Below are 25,461 nucleotides of genomic sequence, written 5' to 3' on the forward strand. Positions count from 1 at the left end.
GCCAGCAGATCCGCCACCGTCGCCTCCGGCAGCACCCGACCCGTCGCCGCCCACTCCCCCAACACCGACGACCGCTCCCGCACCGTCAGCACGTCGAGTTCACGGACCAGCAGGCCCGGGCGGTCGACCAGCTGGCCGAGCAGGGCGACCAGGCGTTCGGCGTGCTGCTCGACGGTGTCGCGCTCGAACACGTCCGGGCGGAACTTCCACTCGAAGGAGAGCGCCGGCCCAGGGTTGGTGATGAAGATCAGCGGGAAGTGCGTGGCGTCCACGTCCACCACCTGCTGGACCCCGAGGGCCTCGCGGATACGGTCGCGCACGCCCTCGTCGGCCGGGGTGTTGCGGAGCACCTGGAGGGTGTCGAAGAGCCGGCCGAAGCCGGTGCCGCGCTGGATCTCGCCGAGGCTGATCTGGTGGTGCGCCAGCAGCGCGGTCTGCTCCTCCTGGAGCCGGGTGAGGAAGGCGGCGACGCTCTCGGCGCCGTCCAGCCGGGCCCGGACCGGGACGGTGTTGAGGAACATGCCGATGGTGGCGTCGATCCCGGGGAGCTCGGCGGGGCGGCCGGAGACGGTCGCGCCGAACACCACGTCGGTCCGGGCGGTGAGGCCGGCCAGCAGCAGGCCCCAGGCGCCGGACAGCACGGTGTTCAGGGTCAGGCCGTGGGTGCGGGCGAACGCGCCCAGGCGCTCGGTCAGTTCGGCCGACAGGTCGGCGGTGACCTCCTCGGGCAGCACCGCCGCACGCTCGCGGGCCTGCGGCGCCAGCAGGGTCGGCTCGGCCAGGCCGGCCAGCGACTCGCGCCAGGCGGCGCGGCCCTGCTCCTGGTCCTGGGCGGCGAGCCAGCGCAGGAAGTCCCGGTAGGCCAGGCCGGCGGGCGCCGGTTCGGCGGCGGGCGCGGCGCCCTGCCCCAGCCGGAGCTGGCAGCCGGTCAGCAGCTCCTGCAGGAACAGGCCGGAGGACCAGCCGTCCCAGAGCAGCGCGTGGTTGGTGATCAGGATCCGCTGGCCGCCACCGGGGGCGAGCACCGAGACCAGGCGCAGCAGCGGTGGCGCCGCGAGGTCGAAGCGGGTGAACGCCTCCCGGTCGGTGAGCCGGCCAAGCTCGGTCTCGAACGCCTCCGGTCCGAGGTCGGAGAGGTCGACCTCGGTCAGCGGCACGTCGACGGCGCGCGGCAGGAACTGGACGGGCCGGTCCGGGCCGTCCTGCAGGAAGCCGACCCGGAGGTTGGGGTGGCGCACCAGCACCGCCGCGACGGCCGACCGCAGCACCTCCAGCGGGACCCGGGTGGTCAGCGCGACGACGTCGCGGGAGGTGTAGACGTCCAGCGCCTGGTCGTCGTAGCCGGCCTCGAAGAGCAGGCCCTCCTGGAGCGGGGAGACCGGCCAGAGCTCCTCGATGTCCAGCTCGGGGGCGGCCGCGCGGACCACGGCCAGCTCGGCCTCGGTCGCGGCGGGCAGTTCGGGCAGCTCGAGCGGCTCGGCGGCCTGCCCGGCGGCGTCCCGTTCGTCGGCCAGCGCCGCCAGGGCGGCCGGGGTGCGGCGCTCGAAGACGTCGCGCGGGCTGAGCGCGAGCCCTTCGGCGCGGGCGGCGCCGATCAGGCGGATGGAGGAGATGCTGTCGCCGCCGAGCCGGAAGAAGTCGTCCTCGGCGCCGGTCTGCGGCAGGCCGAGCACCTCGCCGAACAGCTCGCAGAGCAGCTGCTCGGTCTCGGTGCGCGCGGCGCGGCCGGTGGCCAGGCCGGTGAAGTCCAGCGCGTCGTCCGGCAGCGCGGCGCGGTCGAGCTTGCCGTTGACGGTCAGCGGAAGGGCGTCCAGCACGGCGAAGGCCGAGGGCACCATGTACGAGGGCAGCCGGGCCGCGACGGCGGCGTGCAGCGCCTCGGTGTCCAGGACGGCGCCGGGTGCGGGCACCAGATAGGCGACGACCCGCTGGACGGCGCCGGCGCGCACCAGTACGGCGCTGTGCGCGACCCCGGGCTGCTCGGCCAGCACGGCCTCGATCTCGCCGAGCTCGATCCGGTAGCCGCGGATCTTGACCTGGTCGTCGACCCGGCCGAGGTAGTCGATGGTGCCGTCGGCGCGGCGGCGCACCAGGTCACCGGTGCGGTACATCCGGCTGCCGGGCTCGCCGAACGGATCGGCGACGAAGCGCTGCGCGCTCAGGCCGGGCCGGTCCAGGTAGCCGCGGGCCAGCTGGGCGCCGGCCAGGTAGAGCTCGCCGCGGGCGCCCGCCGGGACGGGCCGCAGCAGGGCGTCGAGCACGTGGGCGCGGCCGCCGCGCAGCGGCCGGCCGATGCTCGGGGTGGCGCTGTCGGCGAGGTCGGCGAGCAGCGCGTCGACGGTGAACTCGGTCGGGCCGTAGTAGTTGAGGGCGGTGACGCCCGCCTCGGCGCGCAGCCTGCTCCACAGCGCCTCGGGCAGCGCCTCCCCGCCGAGCAGCAGCACCGAGGGGCGGTGCTCGCCCGTCAGCAGCCCCGAGTCGAGCAGCTGCTGGGCGTAGGACGGGGTGTTGTCCAGCACGTCGATGCGGTGGGCGCGGGTGTAGCCGACCACGGCCTCGGCGTCCCGGCGGTCGGCCTCGCCGAGGACGTGCAGCTCGTGGCCGCCGATCAGCCAGAGCAGCTGGTCCCAGGAGGAGTCGAAGGCGAACGAGGCGGTGTTGAGCGCCTTCAGCCGGCCGCCGCCCGCCGCCCGGGCGGCCTCGGCGAAGGTGGTGCTCAGGTGGTCGTGCGCCAGGTTGGCGAGCCCGGCGTGCGGCACCACGACGCCCTTGGGGCGGCCGGTGGAGCCGGAGGTGTGGATCACGTACGCGGCCTGCGCCGGGTCGATCGGGCCGCCGCGCTCGGTGTCGGTGAGCGGGCCGCCGGGCAGCGCCGCGAGGGCGGCGGCGGTGGCGGGGTCGTCCAGCAGCAGCACGGTGGCGCCGGGGGCCTCGGGCAGCCGGTCGGCCACCGCGCGGGTGGTCAGCACCACGGCGGGGCGGGCGTCCTCCAGCAGCAGGGCGAGCCGCTCGTCCGGGTGGTCGAGGTCGAGCGGCAGGTAGGCGCCGCCGGCCCGCAGCACGGCCAGGATCGCGGCCACCGAGTCGGCGGAGCGCGGCAGGGCCAGCGCGGCGATCCGCTCGGCGCCCAGGCCGCGGCAGAGCAGCAGCCGGGCCAGCCGGTCGACCCGGTCGTCCAGCTCGGCGAAGGTCGCCTCGGTGACGCCGCCGGCCAGGTCCGGGGCGACCAGGGCGCGGGCCCCGGGCGTCCGGGCGGCCTGGGCCGCGAACAGGTCGGCGACGGTGCCGGTGGGGACGGTGTGCGAGCCGCCGGAGACCGTGGCGGGCAGGGCGGCGCGCTCGGCCGGGGCGAGCAGGTCGAGCCGGGCCAGCGGGGTGTCCGGGTCGGCGGCGAAGGCGGCGAGCAGGGCGAGCAGCCGGTCGGCGATCCGCTCGGCCTCGTCCCGGCCGAACAGCTCGGGGCGGTACTCGACCTCGATCCGCAGCTCGGCCCCGGGCAGGACGGTCGCGCCGAGCGGGTAGTGGGTGGCGTCGCGGGCCCCGAGGCCGGTGACGGCCAGGCCCCGGGCGGTGCCGATCGCCTCGACGAGCGCGTCGCCGCCGCCCTGGTAGTTCTCCACCACCAGCAGGGTGTCGAAGAGGCTGCCCTCGACCCCGGTCAGGCGCTGGATCGCGCCCAGGCCCAGGTGCTGGTGGGCGATCAGCTCGGCCTGCTCGCGCTGGACGGCCGCCACGGTGCCGGCCAGGGTGGCGCCGGGGGCGAGCCGGACCCGGACCGGCACGGTGTTGATGAACAGGCCGACCATGTCGGCCGAGCCGGGCAGGTCGTCCGGGCGGCCGGAGACGGTGGTCCCGAACACCACGTCCGAGGTGCCGGTGAGGGAGCCGACCAGGACGCCCCACAGGGTGTGGGCCAGGTTGCCGAGCGTCAGGCCGCGGCTGCGGGCGGCGCCGGCGACGGCGGCGGACAGCTCGGTGTCGGCCAGCCGGGTGACCAGGCCCGGCTCCACGGCCGTGCCGGTGGCGGCGCCCGGGGCCACCGGGTGGGCCTGCTCGAAGCCCGCCAGCGCGGCGGACCAGGCGGCCTCGGCGGCGGCGGTGTCGCGGGTGGCGAGCAGCGCCAGGTGGTCCTTGTAGGGGCGGACCGGGGCGAGCACCGAGGGGTCGCCGCCCGAGCCGTACAGGGCCAGCAGCTCGCGCACCACGATCGGCATCGACCAGCCGTCGAGCAGCAGGTGGTGGCAGGTCAGCACCAGCCGCGAGCGCTCGTCGCCCAGCCGCAGCAGGGACAGCCGCAGCAGCGGCGGGGTGTCCAGCTCGAACCGCCGCTCCTGGTCCTCGTCCATGACGGCCCGTACCCGGGCGTCCTGCGCCTCGCCGGCCAGGGCGGTCAGGTCGACCTCGCGCAGCGGGGTGTCCACCTCGCGCTGGACGAACTGGACCACCGCCTCCGGGTCCTCGTACCAGAAGCCGACCCGCAGGTTGGCGTGCCGCGCGAGCAGCGCGTCCACGGCGGCGGCCAGCCGGGCGGTCTCGATCGGCCCGGCCAGGTCCAGGTGCGACTGGACGACGTAGACGTCCCGGGCGGTGTCGTCGTACAGGGCGTGGAAGAGCAGCCCCTCCTGGAGCGAGGAGAGCGGGTAGACGTCCTCCAGGGCCGACGCGGCCGAGGCCGGGGCCTGGGCCTGGGTGTCGTCGAGCGGGGCGGTGGAGTCGTTCATCACGGTGTTCTCGGTCCTGGGGGTCGGGGCGGGACGGTCGGGGTGGTCGGGCCGGGCGGCGGGGCCGGTCATCGGCGGCGCCTCTTCAGGCGGGACTCCAGCCGGTCGATCTGGGCCTGCTTCAGCGAGACCAGGCTCAGATCGGACGGGGTGACGCCGCCGGCCGCGCCGCCCGCGGTGTGGCGGGCGATCGCGTCCAGCGCGGCGAACCAGGCGTCCGCCAGGGCGGTCACCTCGGCCTCGGTGAGCAGCGCCTGCGGCCAGCTCCACTCGACGGCCAGCTCCGGGCGGCCGTCGGGGCCGGCCTGGACCACCGCGTCGATCTCCAGCGGGTAGCCGGCGGCCATCGCCGGGTCGGGCCCGGCCGCCGCGGCGACGGCGGCGCGCTCCTGCTGCGGGGCGAGCGGCCAGCCGCCGAGCGGCCCGGCGGCACCGTCGGCCCGGCCCCGGTAGTTGAACAGCACCTGGGAGCGCGGGAGTTCGGCGAGCAGCGCGGCGCTCTGCGGGTTGAGGTGACGCAGCAGACCGTGGCCCAGGCCCCGGTCGGGCGCCGCCCGCAGCTGCTCCTTGACCTGCTTGAGGACGCTGCCGGCGGCCTCCCCGCCGGCCAGCGCCGCGGCCGGGTCGAGCCCGGCCAGGTCGAGCCGGACGGGGTGCACGGTGGTGAACCAGCCGACGGTGCGGGCCAGGTCGGGGGCGAGCGAGCCGTCGTCGCCGCCGCCGCGGCCGTGGCCCTCCAGGTCGATCTGGACGGCCGGGGCGGCGCCGGGCCGCGCGGTGGCGACGCCGAGCGCGAGGGCGGCCAGCAGCACGTCGTCCACGCCGGCGCCGAAGGCCTGCGGCACGTCGGTGAGCAGCGGCGCCGTCCGGTCGGCGGGCAGCGTGCGGCGCAGGGTGCGCACGGTGGCCACGGTGTCCCGCGCGGGGTCGGCGGCGAGCCGGGCGAGCGGCCCGGCCGGGCCGGCCAGGGCGGTGCGCCAGAAGGCGGTCTCGGCCAGCCGGCGGCGCTCCTGGGCGTGCGTCAGCAGCTGCTCGGACCACTCCCGCAGGGTGGTCGCCTCCGGTTCGAGCACCGGCCGGCGGCCGGCCGCGAGCGCGGCGTAGGCGGTGGTCAGGCCCGGCAGCAAGGTCCGCCAGGAGACGCCGTCCACGGCGAGGTGGTGGACGGTCAGCAGCAGCCGGCCGTCCCGCTCGGCCCCGGCGTCGAACCAGACGGCGCGCAGCACCCGGCCGGCGGCCGGGTCCAGTGCGGCGGCGGCCGCGTCGGCCTCCCGGGCGAGCAGCGCGGTCAGGTCCGCCTCGGCAACGGCAGCGATGTCGAGGCGGCGCAGGGTGTCCGGCTCGGTGGCGGCGGGCGCCGCGGTGAGCGGCAGGATCTCCTCGGTCCACAGGCCGTCGGTGCGCTCCAGCCGCAGCCGCAGGGCCGGGTGGTTGGCGACCAGGGCGGCCAGCGCCCGGCGCAGCGGCTCCTCGCGGAGCCCCGGCCCGGTGGTCAGCAGCACGGACTGGTTGAACCGGTCGATCGGGCCGCCGCGCTCGCGCAGCCAGTGCACGACCGGCAGCGCGGGCAGTTCGCCGTCCACCACGGCGGGCGCCGCCGGGGTGGCGGGGCCCTGGTCCGCCGGGGCGGGCAGGCCCTTGGCGGCGGCGGCCAGCGCGGCCGGGGTGGGGTGCTGGAAGACGTCCTTGGCGGAGATCTCGAAGCCGGCCTTGCGGGCCCGGCTGACCAGCTGGATGGAGACGATGCTGTCACCGCCGAGGGCGAAGAAGTTCTCCTCCTCGCCGACCTCGGGCAGGCCGATCACCTCGGCGAAGACCTTCGCCATGGCGCGCGCCGGGCTGTGGCCGGCGGCGCCGGTGGCACCGGCGGCCGCTCGGGCGCCCTGGCGGCCCGGGTCGGGCAGCGCCTTGCGGTCGAGCTTGCCGTTGACGCTGAGCGGCAGCGCGTCCAGCACGGTGACCACCGCGGGCAGCATGTGCTCGGGGAGCACGGCGGCGGCGGCCGCCCGGACGGCGTCCCCGCCGACCGAGGCGCCGGCCTGCGGGACGACGTAGCCGAGCAGTTGGCGTGCGCCGCCCTCGGTGAGGGCGCGGGCGGTGACGGCGGCCTGGGCGACGCCGGGCACGGCGGCCAGCGCCGACTCCACCTCGCCGAGCTCGATCCGGAAGCCGCGGACCTTGACCTGGTCGTCGGTGCGGCCGAGGTACTCGACCTCGCCGTCGACCCGGCGGCGCACCAGGTCGCCGGTGCGGTACATCCGGCCGCCCGCGGCGAACGGGTCGGCGACGAAGCGGCCGGCGGTCAGGCCGGGGCGGCCCAGGTAGCCGCGGGCCAGCTGGACACCGGCGAGGTACAGCTCGCCGGGCACGCCGACCGGCACCGGGCGCAGCTCGGCGTCCAGCACGTACAGCCGGGTGTTCCAGACCGGCCGGCCGATCGGCACCACGCCGGCGCCGGCCCAGGCGCGGTGGTAGGTGACGTCGACGGCGGCCTCGGTCGGGCCGTACAGGTTGTGCAGCTCGATCTGCGGCCACAGCGCGGCGAACCGCTCGACCGCGGCGGCGGGCAGCGCCTCGCCGGAGCAGAACACCCGGCGCACCTCGGCGAACCCCTCCCGGATCGCACGGTCCTGCTCGGCCGCGCCGGTGAAGGCGGTGAGCATGGACGGCACGAAGTGGGTGGCGGTGATGCCGGCCCGGGCCGCCAGCGCGGCCAGGTACTCGGGCTCGCGGTGGCCGCCGGGGCGGGCGAGCACCACCCGGGCACCGCTGACCAGCGGCAGGAAGAACTCCCACACCGAGACGTCGAAGCTGGCCGGGGTCTTCTGCAGGATCCGGTCGGCCGGGGTGACGCTGTAGACCTCCCGCATCCACTCCAGCCGGTTGACGATGGCGCGGTGGCTGACCAGGACGCCCTTGGGGCGGCCGGTGGAGCCCGAGGTGAAGATCACGTACGCGGCGTGGTCCGGTCCGGGCGCGACCGGCTCGGCCTGCGGGCCGTCGGCGTCCACCGTGAGCACCGGCACCCCGGGCACCCGGGGCAGCGCGTCGAGCTGCTCGGGCACGGTCAGCACGCACACCGGGGCGGCGTCCTCGACCATCCCGGCCAGCCGCTCGGCGGGGTACTCCACGTCCAGCGGCAGGTAGGCGGCGCCGGACTTCAGCACGGCCAGCAGGGCCACCATCAGCTCGGCGGAGCGCGGCACCGCGACGGCGACGATCCGGTCCGGTCCGGCGCCCGCGGCGGCCAGCACCCGGGCCAGCCGGCCGGCCTCCTCGTCCAGGCGGCGGTAGCTCAGCTCGGCGCCCTCGAAGGCCACCGCGACGGCGTCCGGCGTAGCGGCGCAGCGCTCGGCGATCCGGCTGACCAGGGTGCCCTCGCGGACCTCCCGGTCGGTGGCGTTCCACTCCCCCGCCAGGCCCCGGCGCTCCTGGGCGGCGGTCAGCTCGATCCGGCCGACCGGGCGCGCCGGGTCGGCCAGCGCCTGCTCCAGCACCCGGACCAGGCGGGCCGCGAACAGCCGTGCGGTGGCGCGCTCGAAGAGGTCCTCGGCGTAGATCACGGTGAGGTCGGTGCGGGCACCGTCGGCGGACTCCACGAAGGTGAAGGCGAGGTCGAAGCGGGCGGCGTGCACCGGGTCGGGCAGCAGCGCGGTGCGGGCGCCCAGCAGGGTGTCCAGGCCGCCCGCCTCCCGGCGGTGCTGGACCATCACCTGGAACAGCGGGTGGCGGCCGAGCGTGCGCTCCGGGCTGACGATCTCCACCAGCCGGTCGAACGGCAGGTCCTGATGGGCCAGCGCGCCGAGCACGGTCTCCCGGGAGCGGGTGACCAGCTGGTCGAAGGATGGGTCGCCGGCCAGGTCGTGCCGCAGCACCAGGGTGTTGACGAAGAAGCCGACCACGGACTCCACCGCCTCGTCCGCGCGGCCGGCGACCGGGGTGCCCAGCGCCACGTCCGTGCTGCCGGCGAAGCCGCCGAGCAGCAGCGCGGCCGCGGCCTGGGTGACCATGAACGGGGTGGCGCCGGTGCTCCGGGCGTACGCGCGCAGCGCGGCGTGCAGCTCCTCGGGCAGGCGCAGCCGCACCGAGCCGCCGCGGCCGGTGGCCTCGGCGGGCCGGGCCCGGTCGGTGGGCAGGGCGAGTTCGGCGGGCAGCGCGGCCAGCCGCTCGGTCCAGTAGCGGGTCTGCGCGGCGGCCGGCCCGTCCTGCTCGGCCAGCAGCTCGGCCTGCCACAGCGCGTGGTCGGCGTACTGCAGCGGGAGCGGGGCGAACTCCGGTGCCCGGCCGGACAGTCGGGCGGCGTAGGCGTGGTCCAGGTCGCGCAGCAGCACGCCCTCGGACCACTCGTCGCCGGCGATGTGGTGCAGCGCGACGCTCAGCACGTGGCGCTGCGGCCCGGCGCTCAGCAGGGTCGCCCGGACGGGGATCTCCTCGGCCAGCTCGAAGGCGTACGCGCCGGCGGCGGCGACCGCGTGGTCGAGCCGGTGGATCGTCACCTCCTCGACGGTGAACGGCACTCCGGCCTGCTCGGGGGTGAGGATCAGCTGGTGCGGGCGGCCGTCCCGGTCGGGGAAGACGGTCCGCAGCGCCTCGTGCCGGGCCAGCACGTCGCCGAAGGCGGCGCGCAGGGCCTCCGGGTCGACGGCGCCGTCGATCCGCAGCGCGCACGGGATGGTGTACGCGGTGCTCGCGCCCTCCAGCCGGTGGAGGAACCAGAGCCGGGCCTGCGCGGCCGACAGCGGCACCGGCTCCGGGCGGGGGCGGGCGAGCGGCCCGGGGCGGCCGGCCGCGGCGGTGGCGAGCCGGGCGGCGAAGGCGGCGGCGGTCCGGGTCTCGAACAGGTCGCGGACGGCGGCGGTCACCCGGAGCGCCGCGCGGACCCGGCCGATCACCCGGGTGGCGAGCAGCGAGTGGCCGCCGAGCGCGAAGAAGTCGTCGTCGACGCCGATCTGCGGCAGCCCGAGCACATCGGCGAGGATGCCGCACAGCACGGCCTCCCGCTCGTCGCGCGGGCCGCGCCCGGCGGGGGCGGCGAACGCGGCGGCCGCCGGCTCCGGCAGCGCCTGCCGGTCGAGCTTGCCGTTGACGTTCAGCGGCAGCGCGTCCAGCAGCACGATCGCGGCCGGGACCAGGTACTCGGGCAGCTGGGCGGCGAGCGCCTTGCGCAGCTCCCCGGCCTCGACGCCGGCGGCGGGCGCGGCCACCACGTAGCCGACCAGTCGCTTGACCCCGCCGTCGGCGCGCACCACCACGGCGGCCTGGGCGACCCCGGGCAGCGCCGCGAGCGCGGCCTCCACCTCGCCGGGCTCGACCCGGAAACCGCGGATCTTCACCTGGTCGTCGTCGCGGCCCAGGTAGTCCAGGGTGCCGTCGGCGCGCCACCGGACCAGGTCGCCGGTGCGGTACATCCGGCCGCCGGTGGCGAACGGGTCGGCGACGAAGCGGCTCGCGGTCAGTGCCGGCCGGTTGCCGTAGCCGCGGGCCAGGCCCGGGCCCGCGATGTAGAGCTCGCCGGGCACGCCGGCCGGCACCGGGCGCAGCCGGCCGTCCAGCACGTACACCCGGGTGTTGCCGATCGGGCGGCCGACGAACGGGGTCGGGCTCTCGTCGAGGGCGGCGCCGAGGGTGTCGACGGTGTACTCGGTGGGGCCGTAGAAGTTGTGGCCGAGCACGCCCTCGGTCTCCCGGATCCTGCTCCACAGCGCCTCGCCGACGGCCTCGCCGCCGACCAGGAAGAGCAGCGGCCGGTGCTCGGCGGAGTCCAGCAGGCCCCACTCGACCAGCTGCTGGCCGAAGGAGGGGGTGACGTCCAGGGTGTCGATCCGGTCGGCGAGCAGCCGGGCGGCCAGCGCCTGCGGGTCGCGCCGCAGATCCTCGCCGTAGACGTGCAGCTCGTGGCCGCGGATCAGCCAGAGCAGCTGCTCCCAGGAGGAGTCGAAGGAGAACGAGGCGGTGTGCGCGGCGCGCAGCCGGCGGCCGCCGGCGGCCGCGACCGCCCGGGCGAACACGGTGGAGCCGTGGTGCTCCAGCATGTTGGCCAGGCCGCGGTGCGGCACCTGGACGCCCTTGGGGCGGCCGGTGGAGCCGGAGGTGTGGATCACGTAGGCGAGGTCGTCGGCGTGCGGGCGCCGGGGTTCGGCGCCGAGGGTGCCCAGTCCGGTGACGGGCACCGCGCCCAGGCCGTGCGCGGCGAGCACCGGGTGGCGGGCCGCGACCTCCTCGGTGGTGAGGGTCAGCAGCGGGGTGGCGTCCTCCAGCATCAGGGAGATCCGCTCGTCCGGGTGGTCCAGGTCGACCGGCAGGTAGGCGGCGCCGGACTTGAGGACCCCGAGCAGCGCGGCGACCAGGTCGGCGGAGCGCGGCATGGCGAGCGCCACCACCTGGCCGGGGCCGGCGCCGAGGGCGGCGAGGTGGCGGGCGGTCAGCTCGACCCGGGCGGCCAGCTCGGCGTAGCTCAGGCGCTGCTCGCCGAAGACCACCGCGGTGAGCTCGGGGGTGGCGGCGGCGCGGGCCTCGAAGGCGTCCACCACGGTGCCCTCCGGCACCGGGCGCGCGGTGTCGTTCCAGCGCTCCAGCAGGGTCTCGCGCTCGTCGCCGACCAGGATCTCCAGCGCGCCGACCGGGGTCTCGGGGGCGGTGGCGATGGTGTCGAGCAGGCCCAGCAGGCGGGCGCCGGTGGCGGCGGCCTGCTCGGCGGTGAACACGTCGGGGCGGTACTCCACGGTCAGCTGCGGGGCCTCGCCCGGCAGGGTGAGGACGGTCAGCGGGTAGTGGGTGGCGCCGCGGTTGCCGATGCCGGCGACCGCCAGGCCCCGGGCGGTCAGCTGCGCGGGGTCGACCGGGTAGTTCTCGAACACCAGCAGGGTGTCGAAGAGCGTGCCGTGCCCGGCCAGCGCCTGGATGTCGGCCAGGCCCAGGTACTGGTGGTCCAGCAGGGCGGACTGCTGGGCCTGGAGGCGGGCCAGCGCCTCGCCGACCGGCTCCGCGTCCCGCGGCTCGAAGCGCACCGGCACGGTGTTGCTGAACAGGCCGACCATCGCCTCGACCCCGGGCAGGTCGCCGGGGCGGCCGGAGACGGTGGCGCCGAACACCACGTCGGTGCGGCCGGTGAGCCGGCCGAGCAGGATCGCCCAGGCGCCCTGGACCAGGGTGTTGAGGGTCAGGCCGTGCCGGCGGGCGGTGGCGGTGAGCGCGGCGGCGGTACCGGCCGGGATCGGCAGGTGCAGCTCGCGGCCGGCGGCGGCCGGGCCCTGGGCGGGGGTGCCGAGGCTGTCGGCGAGCAGGGTCGGCGCCTCCAGACCGGCCAGCGCCGCGCGCCAGGCCGCCGCGTCGGCGGCGGTGTCGCGGCGGGCCAGCCAGGCCAGGTGGTCGGCGTACGGGGTGGCGGCGGGCAGCGCGGCACCGTCGCCGCCGGCTCCGTAGGCGGCGATCAGCTCGCGCAGCAGGACCGGGGTGGACCAGCCGTCCATCACGATGTGGTGGCGGGTCAGCACCAGGCGGTGGCGGCCCGGGCCGATCGCGGCCAGGGCGCAGCGCACCAGCGGCGGACGGGCCAGGTCGAAGCGGCGGGAGGCCTCGTCGTCCTCGATCCCGGCGAGCGCGGCGGCCTGCGCCTCGGCGTCCAGCGCGGTCAGGTCGTGCTCGGTCCACGGGACGGTGACGCGGGCGGCGACCAGCTGGAGCGGCTGCTGCGCACCGGAGTTGGTGAAGCCGGAGCGCAGCGCGGTGTGCCGGTTGACCACCTCGTCCACGGCCCGCAGCAGCGCGGTGCGGTCGAGCGCGCCGCGCAGCTCCAGCGAGGTGAGCGAGGTGTACAGGTCGTCGGAGCCCTCCTCGCGCTGGTAGAGGGCGTGGAAGAGCAGGCCCTCCTGGAGCGGGGAGAGCGGCAGCACGTCCTCGGTGCCGGGGTGCTCGGCGGCCAGCCGGTCCAGCTCGGGCTGGGTGACCGCGGCCAGCGGCACGTCGGAGGGGGTCAGGCCGCCGGCGCCGGGGGCGGCGGCGTACGCGGCGAGGGCGTCGAGGGCCTCGAACCAGCGCTCGGCGATGTCCCGGACGGCCTCCTCGGTGAGCACGCCGTGCGGCCAGACCAGGTTGACGGCCAGTTCGGCGCCCTCGGGGCCGTCGTGCACGAAGGCCCCGACCTCCAAGGCGTGCGCGGCCGGCAGGGCCGGGTCGGCGCCGGCGGCGACGGCGTCGCCCGCCTCGCGGGCGGCGGTCCAGTCGGCGCCGGTGGCGGCGAAGCGGCCGAGGTAGTTGAAGAGCAGCTGGGGTTCCTCGGTGCCGGTCAGGGCCGGGCCGGAGACCGGGTCGAGGTGGCGCAGCAGGCCGTAGCCGGCGCCGGCGTCGGGCACCGCGCGCAGCTGCTCCTTGACCAGGGCCAGGGCGTGTCCGGCGGCGGCGGTGCCGGCCCGGGCGGCGTCCAGGTCGACCCCGGCCAGGTCGATCCGGGCCGGGAACTCGCTGGTCAGCCAGCCGACCGTGCGGGTGGTGTCGGCGCCGGGCACCAGCTGGTCCTCGCGGCCGTGGCCCTCCAGGCGCAGCAGCAGGTCGGCGCGGGCGTGCTGGCCGTGGCGGGCCCGGCGGCGGCCGAGCAGGGCCAGCGCGAGGCCGGTGAGCAGCACGTGGTCGACGCCGGCGCGGTGGGCGGCGGGCACGGTGGTCAGCAACGGCGCGGTGCGGGTGGCGGGCAGGGTGAGCCGCAGCCGGCGGGCGGTGGCCGCGGTGTCCCGGGTGGGGTCGAGCGGGCGATCGCCCAGCAGCGGGCCGGCGCCGTCGGCCAGCACGGCCTGCCAGTACGGGAGTTCGGCGCGGACGGCGTCGCCGGTGGCGGCCTCGGCCAGGCCGAGCGCCCAGGCCCGGAAGGAGGTGCCGACGGGGTCGAGCGCGCGGCCCTCGTACGCGGCCCGGAGGTCGGGCAGCAGGATCCGCCAGGACACGCCGTCGACCGCCAGGTGGTGCACGGCGAGCACCAGCCGGCCGGGGGTGTCGGGGCCGGCGTCCAGGTGGACGGCCTGGAGCACGGTGCCGCGCTCGGGGTCGAGGCGGTCGACGGCGGCCTCCCGCTCGACGGCGGCGGCCGCGTCGAGTTCGTCGGCGGTGACGGCGATCCGGCGCAGGGCCGTCCCGGTGGCGGCGGAGGTGGGGCGGATCTCCTGGCGCCAGCTGCCGTCCTCGTCGACCCGCAGCCGGATCCGCAGGGCGTCGTGGTGTTCCGTCAGGGTCGCCAGCGCGGCCGCCAGGCGGTCGTGGTCGACGCCGGTGGGCAGGGTGACCACGGTGTGCTGGCTGAACCGGGCGATCGGGCCGCCGCGCTCGCGCAGCCAGGAGCTGATCGGGGTGGCGGGCAGGGTGCCGACGGCGGCCTCCACCGGGCCGGCCGCGGACCGGTCGGCGGCGCGCAGCTCCTCGGCCACGGCGGCGATCCGGGCGACGGTGCGGCGCTCGAAGACCACCCGCGGGGTGATCTCGAAGCCGGCCTTGCGGGCGCGGCTGCCGAGCTGGATGGCGGAGATGCTGTCGCCGCCGAGGGAGAAGAAGTTGTCGTCGACGCCGACCGCGGGCAGGCCGAGCACCTCGGCGACCAGGGCGGCGAGCACCCGCTCCGCCTCGGTGCGCGGGGCACGGCCGCCGTCCTCGCCGGCGGGCACGGGGGCGGGCAGCGCCTTGCGGTCGAGCTTGCCGTTGAGGCTGAGCGGCAGCGCGTCCAGCCCCATCAGCACGGCGGGCACCATGTGCTCGGGCAGGGTGCGGGCCAGCTCGGCGCGCAGGGCCTCGGCGTCGGCGGGGGCGGGGACCAGGTAGCCGACCAGCTGGCGGGCGCCGCCCGCGGTGAGCTCACGGGCCGTCACGGCGGCCTGGAGGACGCCGGGCAGCGCCTCCAGGGCGGCCTCGATCTCGCCGAGCTCGATCCGGAAGCCGCGGACCTTGACCTGGTCGTCGGTGCGGCCGAGGTACTCCACCGTGCCGTCGGGGGCCCAGCGCACCAGGTCGCCGGTGCGGTACATCCGGGCGCCGGGCCCGCCGTGCGGGTCGGCGACGAAGCGGCCGGCGGTCAGGCCGGGGCGACCCAGGTAGCCGCGGGCCAGCTGGACACCGGCGAGGTACAGCTCGCCGGGCACGCCGACCGGCACCGGGCGCAGCTCGGCGTCCAGCACGTACAGCCGGGTGTTCCAGACCGGCCGGCCGATCGGCACCACGCCGGCGGCCGGCTCGGTGCGGTGGTGGGTGACGTCGACGGCGGCCTCGGTCGGGCCGTACAGGTTGTGCAGCGGCACCGCCGGCAGCGCGGCGTACCAGCGGTCCACCACGTCGCCGGGCAGCGCCTCGCCGGAGCAGAACGCCCGGCGCAGGCCGGTGCAGTGCTCGGCGACGGCCGGCTCCTCCAGGAAGGCACGCAGCATGGACGGCACGAAGTGCAGGGTGGTGACGCGCTGTTCGGCGATCAGCGCGGCCAGGTAGGCCGGGTCCTTGTGGCCCTCGGGGCGGGCCAGGACGACCGAGGCGCCCTCGCACAGCGCCCAGAAGAACTCCCAGACCGAGACGTCGAAGCTGGCCGGGGTCTTCTGCAGCACCCGGTCGTCGGCCCCGAGCCGGTAGGCGTGCTGCATCCAGGCGAGGCGGTTGACGATGGCGCGGTGGGTGACCACCACGCCCTTGGGGCGGCCGGTGGAGCCCGAGGTGTAGATCACGTACGCGGCGTGGTCGGGCGCCGGTGCGGGCAGCGCGGCCTGCTCGGCGGCGGTGTCGGTGTCGCTGTCCTGTCCGGCGGCGGTGTCGGCGTCGGCGGCGCTGTCGGCGGCGGTGTCGGTGTCGGTGTCGATGTCGATCAGCAGGGCGGCGGTGCGGGCCGCGGCGGGCAGCCGCTCCAGCAGGCCGGCGACGGTGACCACGCGGACCGGCGCGGCGTCCTCGACCATGTACGCGAGCCGGTCGGCCGGGTAGTCGGCGTCCAGCGGGAGGTAGGCGGCGCCGGACTTGAGCACGCCCAGCAGCGCCACCATCAGCTCGGCGGAGCGCGGCACGGCGACCGCGACCACCCGGTCGGGGCCGGCCCCGGCGGTCAGCAGGGTGCGGGCCAGCTCGTCGGAGCGCCGGGCGAGCTCGCGGTAGGTCAGTTCGGCGCCCTCGAAGACCACGGCGACGGCGTCCGGGGTGGCCGCGCAGCGCTCGGAGATCCGGCTGACCAGGGTACCCTCGGGCACCTCGCGGTCGGTGGCGTTCCAGCTGTGCAGGACCTCCTCCCACTCGGCGTCGGCGAGCAGCCGCAGGGCGGCCAGCGGCCGCCGCGGGTCGGCGGCGAGCCGGACGGCGAGAGCGGCGCAGCGCCGGGCGTGGGCGGCCAGTTCGGCGGCGGTGTAGAGCGCCGGGTTGGCGTCGAACTCCAGCACCAGCAGGCCGTCCGGGGTCTTGCTGACCGAGACCGAGAGGTCCTCGACCGGGCCGGAGGCCAGGTTCACGGTGCGCCCGGGGATGCCGGCGAAGTCCAGGTCGAGGTCGAAGGGCTTCAGGTTCAGCAGCGGGCCGTGCAGCCGGTCGTCGGTGCCGATCAGGCCGAGGTCGCGGCGGATCTCCTCGCCGCGGTGCAGCTGGTGGCGGCGGGCGTCGCGCAGTTCGGCGGCGGCCCGGCCGAGCAGTTGCTCGAAGGTGTCGGCGCCGGTGACGGCGAGCCGCACCGGGAGGATGTTGACGGCCATGCCGGGCGCCCGCAGGGTGCCGGGGGCGGTGCGCGCCATGAAGTGCATGCCGAGGACGGCGTCCTGGGTGCCGGTCATCCGGTGCAGGTAGCCGGCGACGGCGGCGAGGGCGGCCTCGGCCCAGGTGGTCCGGGCGGCGCGGGCGGCGGCCAGCAGGGTGGCGGAGTCGGCTGCGGGGATTTCGATCCGGTGGCGCAGGGCGCTGGGGCCGGCCGGGGCGCTCTGCTCGGTGAGGCCGACCACCTTCGGCCGGTCGGCGAACCGGGCCTGCCAGTAGGCGCGGTCGGTGCCGGCCTGCTCGGAGGCGAGGTAGGCCCGCTCGGCCCCGGCGAGCAGCCCGACCGGGCGCAGCGGGCTGGCGGGGACCTCGGTGCCGCGGCTGAGCGCGGTGTAGACCTCGGCGACCCGGCGGGTGAGCAGGGCGACGCTGTAGCCGTCCACGACCAGGTGGTGGAACCACTGGTACCAGAGGTGGCGGTGCTCCCCGGTGCGGACCAGCAGCGCACCGGTGAGCGGGCCGGCCTGCTCGCCCTCCAACGTGGTGGGCACCGCGAGCTGGCCGCGGACCAGGTCGGTGGCGGCCGCGACCGGGTCGGCGGCGCCCCTGGTGTCCAGGCGCGGCAGCCGGAAGGCCGCGGCGTCGAAGCCGATGGGCAGCTGGTGGGTGCGGCCCTGGTGCTCGGTCAGCCGCACGTGCAGGCCGTCGGCCTCGGCCAGCACCCGGCCGAGCGCCGCCTCCAGCAGGTCCGGGTCCAGCGGGCCGTCGATCTCGACGTACTGGCCGACGTTGTAGGCCGGGTTGTCGGGGTCGATCCGCTGGGCCGCCAGGACGCCGGCCTGGGCCGCCGTCAGCTCCTGCGGAGCGATCGGCTCCGCCTGCGTGGTCCCGGTGCTCGCCTCTGACATGGTCGGCCCTTCCCGAATCTGTGCGGCCCCGCCGAGCGCCTCGGCCCGCGGCCCTGCGCTGTGGTGCGGTGTGGTGCGGTGGTGCGGGTCCGGGCGGGCCGCCCGCGGTGGCGGTGCGACCGCGGGCGGCCTGCCCGGACGCGGAGGCTAGAGGCCCTTGAGGATGGTCTCGATCTGGTTCAGCACATCGATCGAGGTGCCGTACCGGTCGGTGGTGGCGTAGGTGATCGGCAGCACCCTGTTGGCCTGGACGGCCTTGAGGTTCTTCCAGGAGGGCTGCTTGTCCAGGTCCTTGGTGTCCTGCGGGACCTCGCCGGTGGCGGCCGTCCTGGGCACCAGGATGATGTCGGCGTCGGCCAGCACGTCGAGCTTCTCGGTCGAGTAGGTGACCTCGTGCTCGGCCGGGTCGGTGGACGCCTGCGAGAACGTGGCGCCGGCGTCGCTGAGCACCCGGCCGACCCAGGAACTGCTGGTGTCGACCAGGAACTCGCCGCCGCCGTACGAGGAGGCGATGCTCCACCTGACGGTGTTGAGCTTGGCGGCGTAGTCGGTCTTGATCTTCGCGGCCTTGGCGTCGTAGTCCGACTTCAGCTTCTTGAACTCGGCGTCCTTGCCCACGGCGGTGGCGATCTTCTCCTGCGCGTTCAGCAGGTCGACCGGCTTGTCGATGCCGAAGTACAGGGTCGGGGCGATGCCTTCGAGCTTCTTGACACCCCAGTCGAAGGCGGTGGCGCCCTCGACCACGATCAGGTCGGGCTTGAGCGAGGCGACCTTCTCGATGTTGATCTCGATGCCGGAGCCGATCGGCTCGATCTTCTTGGCGGCCTCGGTCTGCGAGGGCAGCAGCTCCATCGGGTTGTTGTCGTCGATGGTGCTGGTGCCGACCGGCTGTACGCCGAGGTCGAGCAGCGCGCCGGTGGCGTAGGAGATGCTGACGATCCGCTTGACGTCGGCCGGCACCGTGATCTTGCCGTTGGTGGCCTCGACGACCTTCGGGCCGGAGGCGGCCGGGGCACCGCTGCCGTCCTTGGCGGCGGGCGCGGAGTCCTTGCTGCCGCCGTCGGAGCCGCACGCCGTCAGCGCGAGCATGGCCACGGCCGAGGCGGCGGCGGCGAGTCTGACGTTGCGGGTCGACAGGACACGGGTGTTCATGGTTCTCCTCGAGGGTGACGCGGATCTGCGCAGCGGTGTACGGCGGCCGGGCGCACCGTCCTGGACGGGCCCTCGGCCACCGGGTCGGTGGGGGTGCGGTCAGTGACCGAGCAGGTAGGCGGACCAGGCCCGGACGGTGGGGGCCTGGCCGAGGTCCGCCAGGTCGGCGAACTCGGCCTTGGCACCGCGGGCCCGCCAGATCTCGACCAGGCTCATCAGCCGGATCGAGTCGAGGCCGAGGTCGCGCAGGTCGTCGTCGTCACCGATGTCCTCGGGCCGCTCGCCGAGGATGTCGGCGAGGTCCGCCCGCAGGCTGTCGGGGTCCAGGCCCAGCGGGCCGGTGGTGGTGGTGTCGGTCATGCCGGGGGTCCGTTCGGTTCCGGGGGGCTGGCGGGCTGACGGGCTGACGGCGGGCCGGGGCGGGCCCGGTTCAGCCGGCGACGCCGAGCTGGGCGTCCTCGGCCCGCAGCTGGCGGCCGGTGTGGCGCAGCAGCAGCGAGTCGCAGATCTCCCCGGAGCGCACGGCCAGGGTGGAGAGCAGCGAGGAGGTGATGCCGTGGGTGTGCTCGGTGCCGCCCTGGAGGTAGATGCCGACGTCGACGTGGTCCGCCGTCAGGATCCGGTGGTCACGGTCGACCCGGAGCCGGCCCAGCTCGTCGGTGTGGCAGGCCGCGCCGAGCGGGCCGAGCAGCTCGCGCGGGTCGACGTGGGTGTAGCCGGTGGCCAGCACCACGGCGTCCGACTCCAGCACGCTCTCCTGGCCGGTGGTCAGCGAGCGGACCGCGGCGCGGGCGCCGTCGGCGGTGTGCTCGACCCCGGTCAACCGGGTGGCGTTGAGGATCCGCAGCCGCTCCCGGCCGCTGACCTTCTCCTGGTAGACCGTCCGGTACAGCTGCTCGATCAGATCGCCGTCCACCACCGAGTAGTTGGTGTTGGCGTGGTGGTCGAGCAGGGCTCGCTTGGCCTCGTCCGGCGCGGCGTAGAACTCGTCCACCGCGGCCGGGTCGAAGATCCGGTTGGCGAACGGGCTGTCGTCGGCCGGGCTGTAGCCGTAGCGGCCGACCACCGCGCAGATCTCCGCGTCCGGGAAGGTGCGGTGCAGGTAGTCGACGGCCTCGGCGGCCGACTGGCCGGCGCCGACCACGGTGAGGCGGCGGTGGCGCAGCTCGCCCTGCTCGGCCAACTCCGGTGCGCGGAACAGCAGATCACGGGTGTGCCAGACACGCTCGCCGGCGCCGACGCCCGCGGGCAGCCGGGGCTTGAGGCCGGTGCCCACAGCGATGTTGCGCGCCCGGCGGACCTGGCGGTCGGCCGGACCGGCGACGGCCTCGGAGACCACCTCGACCAGCTCGATCCGGCCGTCGGCCTCGATCGGACGGATCTCGACCACGCGCCGGCCGTAGCCGGTCCAGCCGGTGAACTCCGCCGCGCACCACTCCAGGTAGTCGTGGAACTCCAGACGGGTCGGGTAGAAGCTCTTCTGGTTGATGAAGTCGGCCAGCCGACCGCGCTCCTGCAGGTACGTCAGGAAGGTGAAGCGGCTGCGCGGGTCGCGCATGGTGACCAGGTCCTTGAGGAAGGACACCTGCATGGTGGCCCCCTCCAGCAGCATGCCGCGGTGCCAGCCGAATCGTTCCTGCTGCTCGACGAACCGCACCTGGAGCGCCTGCTCGGGGTCGCGGCGGTTGTGGTCGTCGATCGCGATGGCCAGCGCCAGGTTGGCCGGGCCGAAGCCGATGCCCACCAGGTCGTCGGCACCGTCGCCTCGATCGATTGCGCCGTTGTCGCGCGACATGCTCGTCCTTCCGTTGACTGCTTGCAGATCGGCCCGTCGGAGCGCCCGCCCCCCGACCGGGTCGGGCACCGACGCATCACCACAAGGTAAGGCTTACCTAACTTCTACGATTCGCGAGGGGGAGTCAAATTCGCTCCGCATGCGCAGCGAACCGCTCGACCTGCGCTCAGTGCCGTCCCACCAGGACGGGCGGCGCGGCCTCGACGGCGGCCACCGGAGCGTCCGGCACCACCTCCGTCCCGGCGCCCGGGCTCGCGAACGCGCGCAGCAGGCCGTGCCGCACCCGGCCGTCCAGCACCCGGGCACGGCCCACCCCGGAGCGGACCGCCCGCAGACAGCCCTCCATCTTGGGCAGCATGCCGCTCGCCAACCCCGGCATCAGCTCCGCCAGTTCGGCCGCGGCCAACCGGCGGATCACCCGGTCCGAGCGCGGCCAGTCCGCGTACAGGCCCTCGACATCGGTGAGCATCACCAGCATCTCGGCGCCCAGCGCCACCGCCAGCGCGGCGGCCGCGGTGTCGGCGTTGACGTTGTAGACGTTCCCGTCGGCGCCGCGGGCGATCGAGGAGATCACCGGGATCCGGCCGTTGGCGAGCAGTGCCCTGGGGACGGCGGTGTCGATCCCGACGATGTCGCCGACCAGGCCGATGTCCACCTGCTCGCCGTCCACCACGGCGTACCGCTTGACGGCCGTCATGGTGTGCGCGTCCTCGCCGGTCATCCCGACCGCGAACGGACCGTGCGCGTTCAGCAGGCCGACCAGCTCGCGCTGCACCTGACCCGCCAGCACCATCCGCACCACGTCCATGGTCTCCGGCGTGGTCACCCGCAGACCCGCCGTGAACGTCGAGGCGAGCCCCTGCCTGGCCAGTTGCGCGCTGATCTGCGGGCCGCCGCCGTGCACCACCACCGGGTGCAGCCCGGCGTAGCGCAGGAAGACCACGTCCTGGGCGAAGGCCGCCTTCAGGTCCTCGTCCACCATGGCGTTGCCGCCGAACTTGACCACCACGGTCCGGCCGCGGAAGCGCTCCAGCGAAGTCAGCGCCGCCAGCAGTCCGCGGGCATGCCGCGGCCCGTCCCGGTGCCCGCCCAGGCGACTGCTCACTGGTCCCCCAGAGTTCAGGAAATCCGCCGCGGCGCAGCCCCTGCGCCGCCACCCGTATCCCCCGGCCCGACCCCTGTGGATGGCCGGAGCGGCGGCGACCCCGACCCCGGGACCGTATTAGGCAAGGTTTACCTTACATAGGTCGATCCCACCTCGTCACCACCCCGGTCAAGAGCAAGCCCGGAAACCGGTCAACTGCCCGCACGGTGTCGACCGAGCACCTGTCTGCGCCGCGCGGCGCTTCGGTGTCACCGAGGATCCGGCCATGCGCCACGTCTGCACCGCCCGCCGGCGCCCCGCCCCGGCGTCTCCTGCCGGTTCTAGCGGTGCCCGTACAGGTGGAGCGGCATCGTCAGGTCGATCTCCTTGCCGTCGTTCATCGCTCGTTGGACCATCTGGACCGCCAAGCGGGTCATGGTCGCGGACGGGGTCGGCAGCCCACCGGCCTGCGTCCCGGTGAAGAAGCCCTGCACGGCGGTCGGCACGACCGCGTCCCACGTGGAGCGGGCCAGGCCGAACGCGTCGGCGTCCGCGTCGCCGATCATGTAGCGCACCAGCGCGGTGGCGGGCGGGACGGTGATCTCCTTGGGGCCGGCCAGTGAGGAGAAGTACTCGATCGTCGTCTTCACGTACTCCGCGGACTGCGGCGTCACCCGCGCGTGGATGGCGTTCACCGCCGCAGCACGCTTGCGTGCCGCCGCCAGAGTGGGGGGCATGCCGTCCTCGGAGATCCCCATCAGATAGCCGCCGACCCGGCACTCGTGGAAGTAGTGCTCCGCTTCCTGCTCGCTGGGGTGCACGCCCAGCTTGTCCAGGTGGTCGATCAGGTAGCTGGTGAACAGACTTCCTTCGGCGAGCAAGTCCAACTGGTTCACCGGCAGGCCCCACGTGCCGGTGTCCCAGTGCCCTTCCGTGTGCAGCAGGTGGCGCACGGCGGAGTGCGCCATCCGTACCCGTGCCGGCGTGACGAAGGCCGACCCGTCGGGCCCGTAGGGCTCCTTGTGCAGAATGTCGCCCACGGCGCGCAGTGCCTTGGCGAAGCCCTGCTTGTTGTCGTGCGGGCCCTCGATGCCGGTGATGGCCGCGGCCGCGGCGGGGTAGCGCATCCGCTCGGGCGTCACATCCAGCACCGCGGCGAACGAGATCTGCTGCGCGTGCGCCAGGCCGAAACGGTGACCGGCGGCCAGCGCCTCCGGGTCGACCCAGGCGGGCAGTTGACGGGTCGTCTCCAGGAAGTCGCGCAGCTTGGCGGGCAGCCCGTCGGGGATGGCCTGGCCGTTGGTCCTCCACCCCTTGAGCGCGTCGTTGACGGCCGCGCCCTGCCCCCGCTCGAACGCCTCGGTCACGGCCTCGTCGCACTGCGGGTCCGCGATCTGCTTCAAGCTCTCCAGGTAGGCCCTCTCCCGGGGGTCGACCTCGGCCGCGGTGGCCCGTGCGGACCCGGGGCCCGACGCGGCCCGGGCGGCGGATGCCGCGGTCCCGCCGCCGAGGAGGGTGGTGGCACCGACCATCGCTGCGGTGCCGAGAATCTGACGTCGTGTCATGGCGTGGCTCATGCGACGATCTTGGTCGATCTTCGCCGCCGGCACCGCACCGGAGAGCCGAGATCCCCTCGATCGGATGAAAATGATCTCCACTCTCGCGAGCCGTCCGTCCGGATCGACCACACCTGCATCTCGGAGCCGCACAGGCAGGTACGTGGAACAGCGGCCGGCACGGCCGATGCCGGCCGAGGGCGGGCGGGACCACCCAGCGGCAGCCCCGCCCGGCTTCCGCCTACATCTGGCCCTGGTCCATCAGACCGCCGGCGCGCGACCGCGCCTGCGGTCCGGGTTCCTGGCCGGCCGCATCGGCGCCCAGGTCCGAGCTGTCGTCCTGCGGGTCCGCGACCCTGCGGACGACCAGCTCGGGCTGCTCATCGGCGTACTCATCGATCTCGGGCACGTGGTTCTCATTCCTCGGGGGCGTCAGGGACACCTGGACCAACGAGCCACCGCCCGACGGATTACGGCTGACCGGCGCACTCCGCACGGCGGCCTGCGATCCGGGAAGCGGGTGCCCCTGACGGCATGTCGACCGGGTGCGCTCAGTCGACGGCCAGCGTGAACCAGACGGTCTTGCCCGCGGCGGTCGGGCGGGCGCCCCAGTTGCGGGCGAGCGCCTCCACCAGGGACAGGCCCCGGCCGTCCTCGCTGGCACTGTCGACGAGCCGGGGCACCGGCAGCGAGGGGCTGGTGTCCGAGATCTCCACCGTCAGCTCCCGGGCGGTGCGGTGCAGACGCAGCCCGATCGGCCCCCGGGCGTGCCGCACCGCGTTGGCGATCAGCTCGGAGCTGAGCAGGCAGACGGTGTCCTGTGCCTCGGCGCAGCCCCACTCCTGGAGGGTGGCGCGCAGGAAGCGGCGGCCGGTGGCCGCCGAGGAGGAGAGCGCGGGCAGTTCGGCGGCGGCGGTCGCCAGCGGCGGGGCGGGCAGATGGGCGAGCAGCAGCGTCACGTCGTCCGGGTAGCGGTCGGTGCGCGGCAGCATGGCCCGCAGCACCCGGTCGGCGACCACCTCCAGATCGGGTGTCCGGGTGAAGGAGCGCGCCAACTCGTCCGCCAGTGAGCAGAGTTGGATGCCGAGATCGCTCTCCGGGGTCTCCACCAGGCCGTCCGTGTACAGCACCAGGGTGGAGCCGGGCGGGACGGCGAGGGTGGTCTGCTGGTGCGGGACCTCGCCGACCCCGAGCGGGACGCTGACCGGCGCGAGGAGTTCGCGCACCGTGTTGTCCGGGGAGACCAGCAGGGCCGGCAGGTGGCCGGCCGAGCAGATCGCCACCTCGCCGGCGTCCGGGTCGATCACCAGGTAGCAGCAGGTGACCAGTTGGTCCGGCAGGTCGGCCACCACGGCGTCCAGCGCCTGCATCAGCTGGCGCGGCGGCATGCCCGTCTTGGCCAGTGCGTGCGCCGCGGAGCGCAGCTGCCCCATCACCGCGGCGGCCTCCAGCCCGCGGCCCATCACGTCGCCGACGATGACGCCGATCCGCCCCGCGCCGAGCGGCACCAGGTCGAACCAGTCGCCACCGACGCCCGCGCCCTCGGTCGAGGCCAGGTACCGGCTCGCGGTCCGCATCCCCGGGATGTCGGGCGGCGAGCCCATCAGACTGCGCTGCAGGGTGAGCGCGATGTGCCGCTGCTGCTCGTAGAGCCGGGTCAGCTCCAGCTCGGCGCGTTTGCGGTCGCCGACGTCGCGGACGATCGCGGAGGCGCCGCAGATCGCCCCGTACTGGTCCCGGGTCGGCCAGAGGGTGACGTCGACGTCCAGCAGCCGGCCGCCGGACGCCACCCGGAGCGACTCGTGGTTCTCCACCCGCTCGCCGCGCGCGAGGCGCTCCAGCAGCGCGGTGACCTCGTCCTTGCGGTCGGGCGGGGCGAGCGTGCCGAGGTGGCGGCCGAGCGCCTCCTGCGGGCCGTAGCCGTAGAGGCGGTGGGCGGCGGCGTTCCAGTAGGTGATCCGGCCGTCCAGGGTGTGGGTGATGATCGCGTCCTGGGAGGACTCCACCAGCGCCGCGAGCTCGCTGATCCTGGCCTCCGCCGCCTTGCGGTCGCTGACGTCCCGGATGGCGGCCGAGACCAGCAGGCCCTCGGCGGTCTCCAGCGGACTGAGGCTGATCTCCACCGGGAACTCGGTGCCGTCCCGGCGCAGCCCGTACAGGTCCAGCCCGGAGCCCATCGGCCGGGTGCGCCTGGTGACCGTGTAGCCGCTGCGGTGCCGGGGGTGGTGGGCGCGGAACCGCTCGGGCAGCAGCGCCTCCACGGGTCTACCGAGCAGTTCGTCCCGGCGGTAGCCGAACAGCGCCTCGGTCTGCGCGTTGACCAGCCGGATGACCCCGCGGTCGTCCACGATCACCATCGCGTCCGGCGCGGACTCCAGCAGCCCGCGGAAGCGCTCCTCGGCGGCGCGCAGTTCGGCCATGTCCCGGTCGGGGGCACCGCCCTGCCGGGGCAACGCCGCGGTGCCGGCGGCACCTCGGCCCGAGGATCCATCAACCTGGTGACTGCGCTGGGCGACCATGGGAGGACGCTAGTAAGACTGCGGGGCCCGGTGGA

9 protein-coding genes are annotated in these 25,461 nt (G+C 75.6%); all 9 read right to left on the bottom strand.

The genetic code is table 11. The features are described 5' to 3' along the window. Positions 1 to 4,793, bottom strand: a 4,793-nt coding sequence (locus AB0K43_RS11070; RefSeq protein ID WP_363638197.1) for an amino acid adenylation domain-containing protein, incomplete at its 3' end; no start/stop codon positions are given. Then, positions 4,790 to 17,320, bottom strand: a complete 12,531-nt coding sequence (locus AB0K43_RS11075; protein ID WP_363638199.1) for an amino acid adenylation domain-containing protein — start codon at positions 17,318 to 17,320, stop codon at positions 4,790 to 4,792. The genes AB0K43_RS11070 and AB0K43_RS11075, both read right to left, overlap by 4 nt. 147 nt (positions 17,321 to 17,467) lie before the next feature. After that, positions 17,468 to 18,472 (bottom strand): ABC transporter substrate-binding protein, encoded by a 1,005-nt coding sequence (locus tag AB0K43_RS11080; RefSeq protein ID WP_363638201.1) that lies wholly within the window; start codon positions 18,470 to 18,472, stop codon positions 17,468 to 17,470. Between the two features lie 99 nt (positions 18,473 to 18,571). Further along, on the bottom strand, positions 18,572 to 18,832 hold the full coding sequence (locus AB0K43_RS11085) for a phosphopantetheine-binding protein (RefSeq protein WP_363638203.1): 261 nt from the start codon (positions 18,830 to 18,832) through the stop codon (positions 18,572 to 18,574). A 70-nt stretch (positions 18,833 to 18,902) separates the two neighbouring features. Then, positions 18,903 to 20,267 carry a lysine N(6)-hydroxylase/L-ornithine N(5)-oxygenase family protein gene (locus tag AB0K43_RS11090; RefSeq protein ID WP_363638205.1) on the bottom strand — a complete coding sequence of 455 codons (1,365 nt, stop codon included), beginning with the start codon at positions 20,265 to 20,267 and terminating at the stop codon, positions 18,903 to 18,905. 166 nt (positions 20,268 to 20,433) lie between these two features. Beyond that, positions 20,434 to 21,372 (bottom strand): acetylglutamate kinase, encoded by a 939-nt coding sequence (gene argB, locus AB0K43_RS11095; protein WP_363638207.1) that lies wholly within the window; start codon positions 21,370 to 21,372, stop codon positions 20,434 to 20,436. Between the two features lie 320 nt (positions 21,373 to 21,692). After that, positions 21,693 to 22,916 carry an oxygenase MpaB family protein gene (locus AB0K43_RS11100; protein ID WP_363638209.1) on the bottom strand — a complete coding sequence of 408 codons (1,224 nt, stop codon included), beginning with the start codon at positions 22,914 to 22,916 and terminating at the stop codon, positions 21,693 to 21,695. A gap of 232 nt (positions 22,917 to 23,148) precedes the next feature. After that, the gene (locus tag AB0K43_RS11105; RefSeq protein ID WP_363638211.1) at positions 23,149 to 23,316 is read right to left on the bottom strand and encodes a hypothetical protein; all 168 of its coding nucleotides are present in this window, start codon (positions 23,314 to 23,316) and stop codon (positions 23,149 to 23,151) included. Positions 23,317 to 23,458: 142 nt separating this feature from the next. Beyond that, positions 23,459 to 25,426, bottom strand: coding sequence for a PAS domain S-box protein (locus AB0K43_RS11110; RefSeq protein WP_363638213.1), 1,968 nt, complete (start codon positions 25,424 to 25,426; stop codon positions 23,459 to 23,461). Between the last annotated feature and the right edge of the window lie 35 nt (positions 25,427 to 25,461).

This window comes from Kitasatospora sp. NPDC049258 (assembly GCF_040678895.1).
In the GTDB taxonomy this organism is placed as follows: Bacteria; Actinomycetota; Actinomycetes; order Streptomycetales; family Streptomycetaceae; genus Kitasatospora.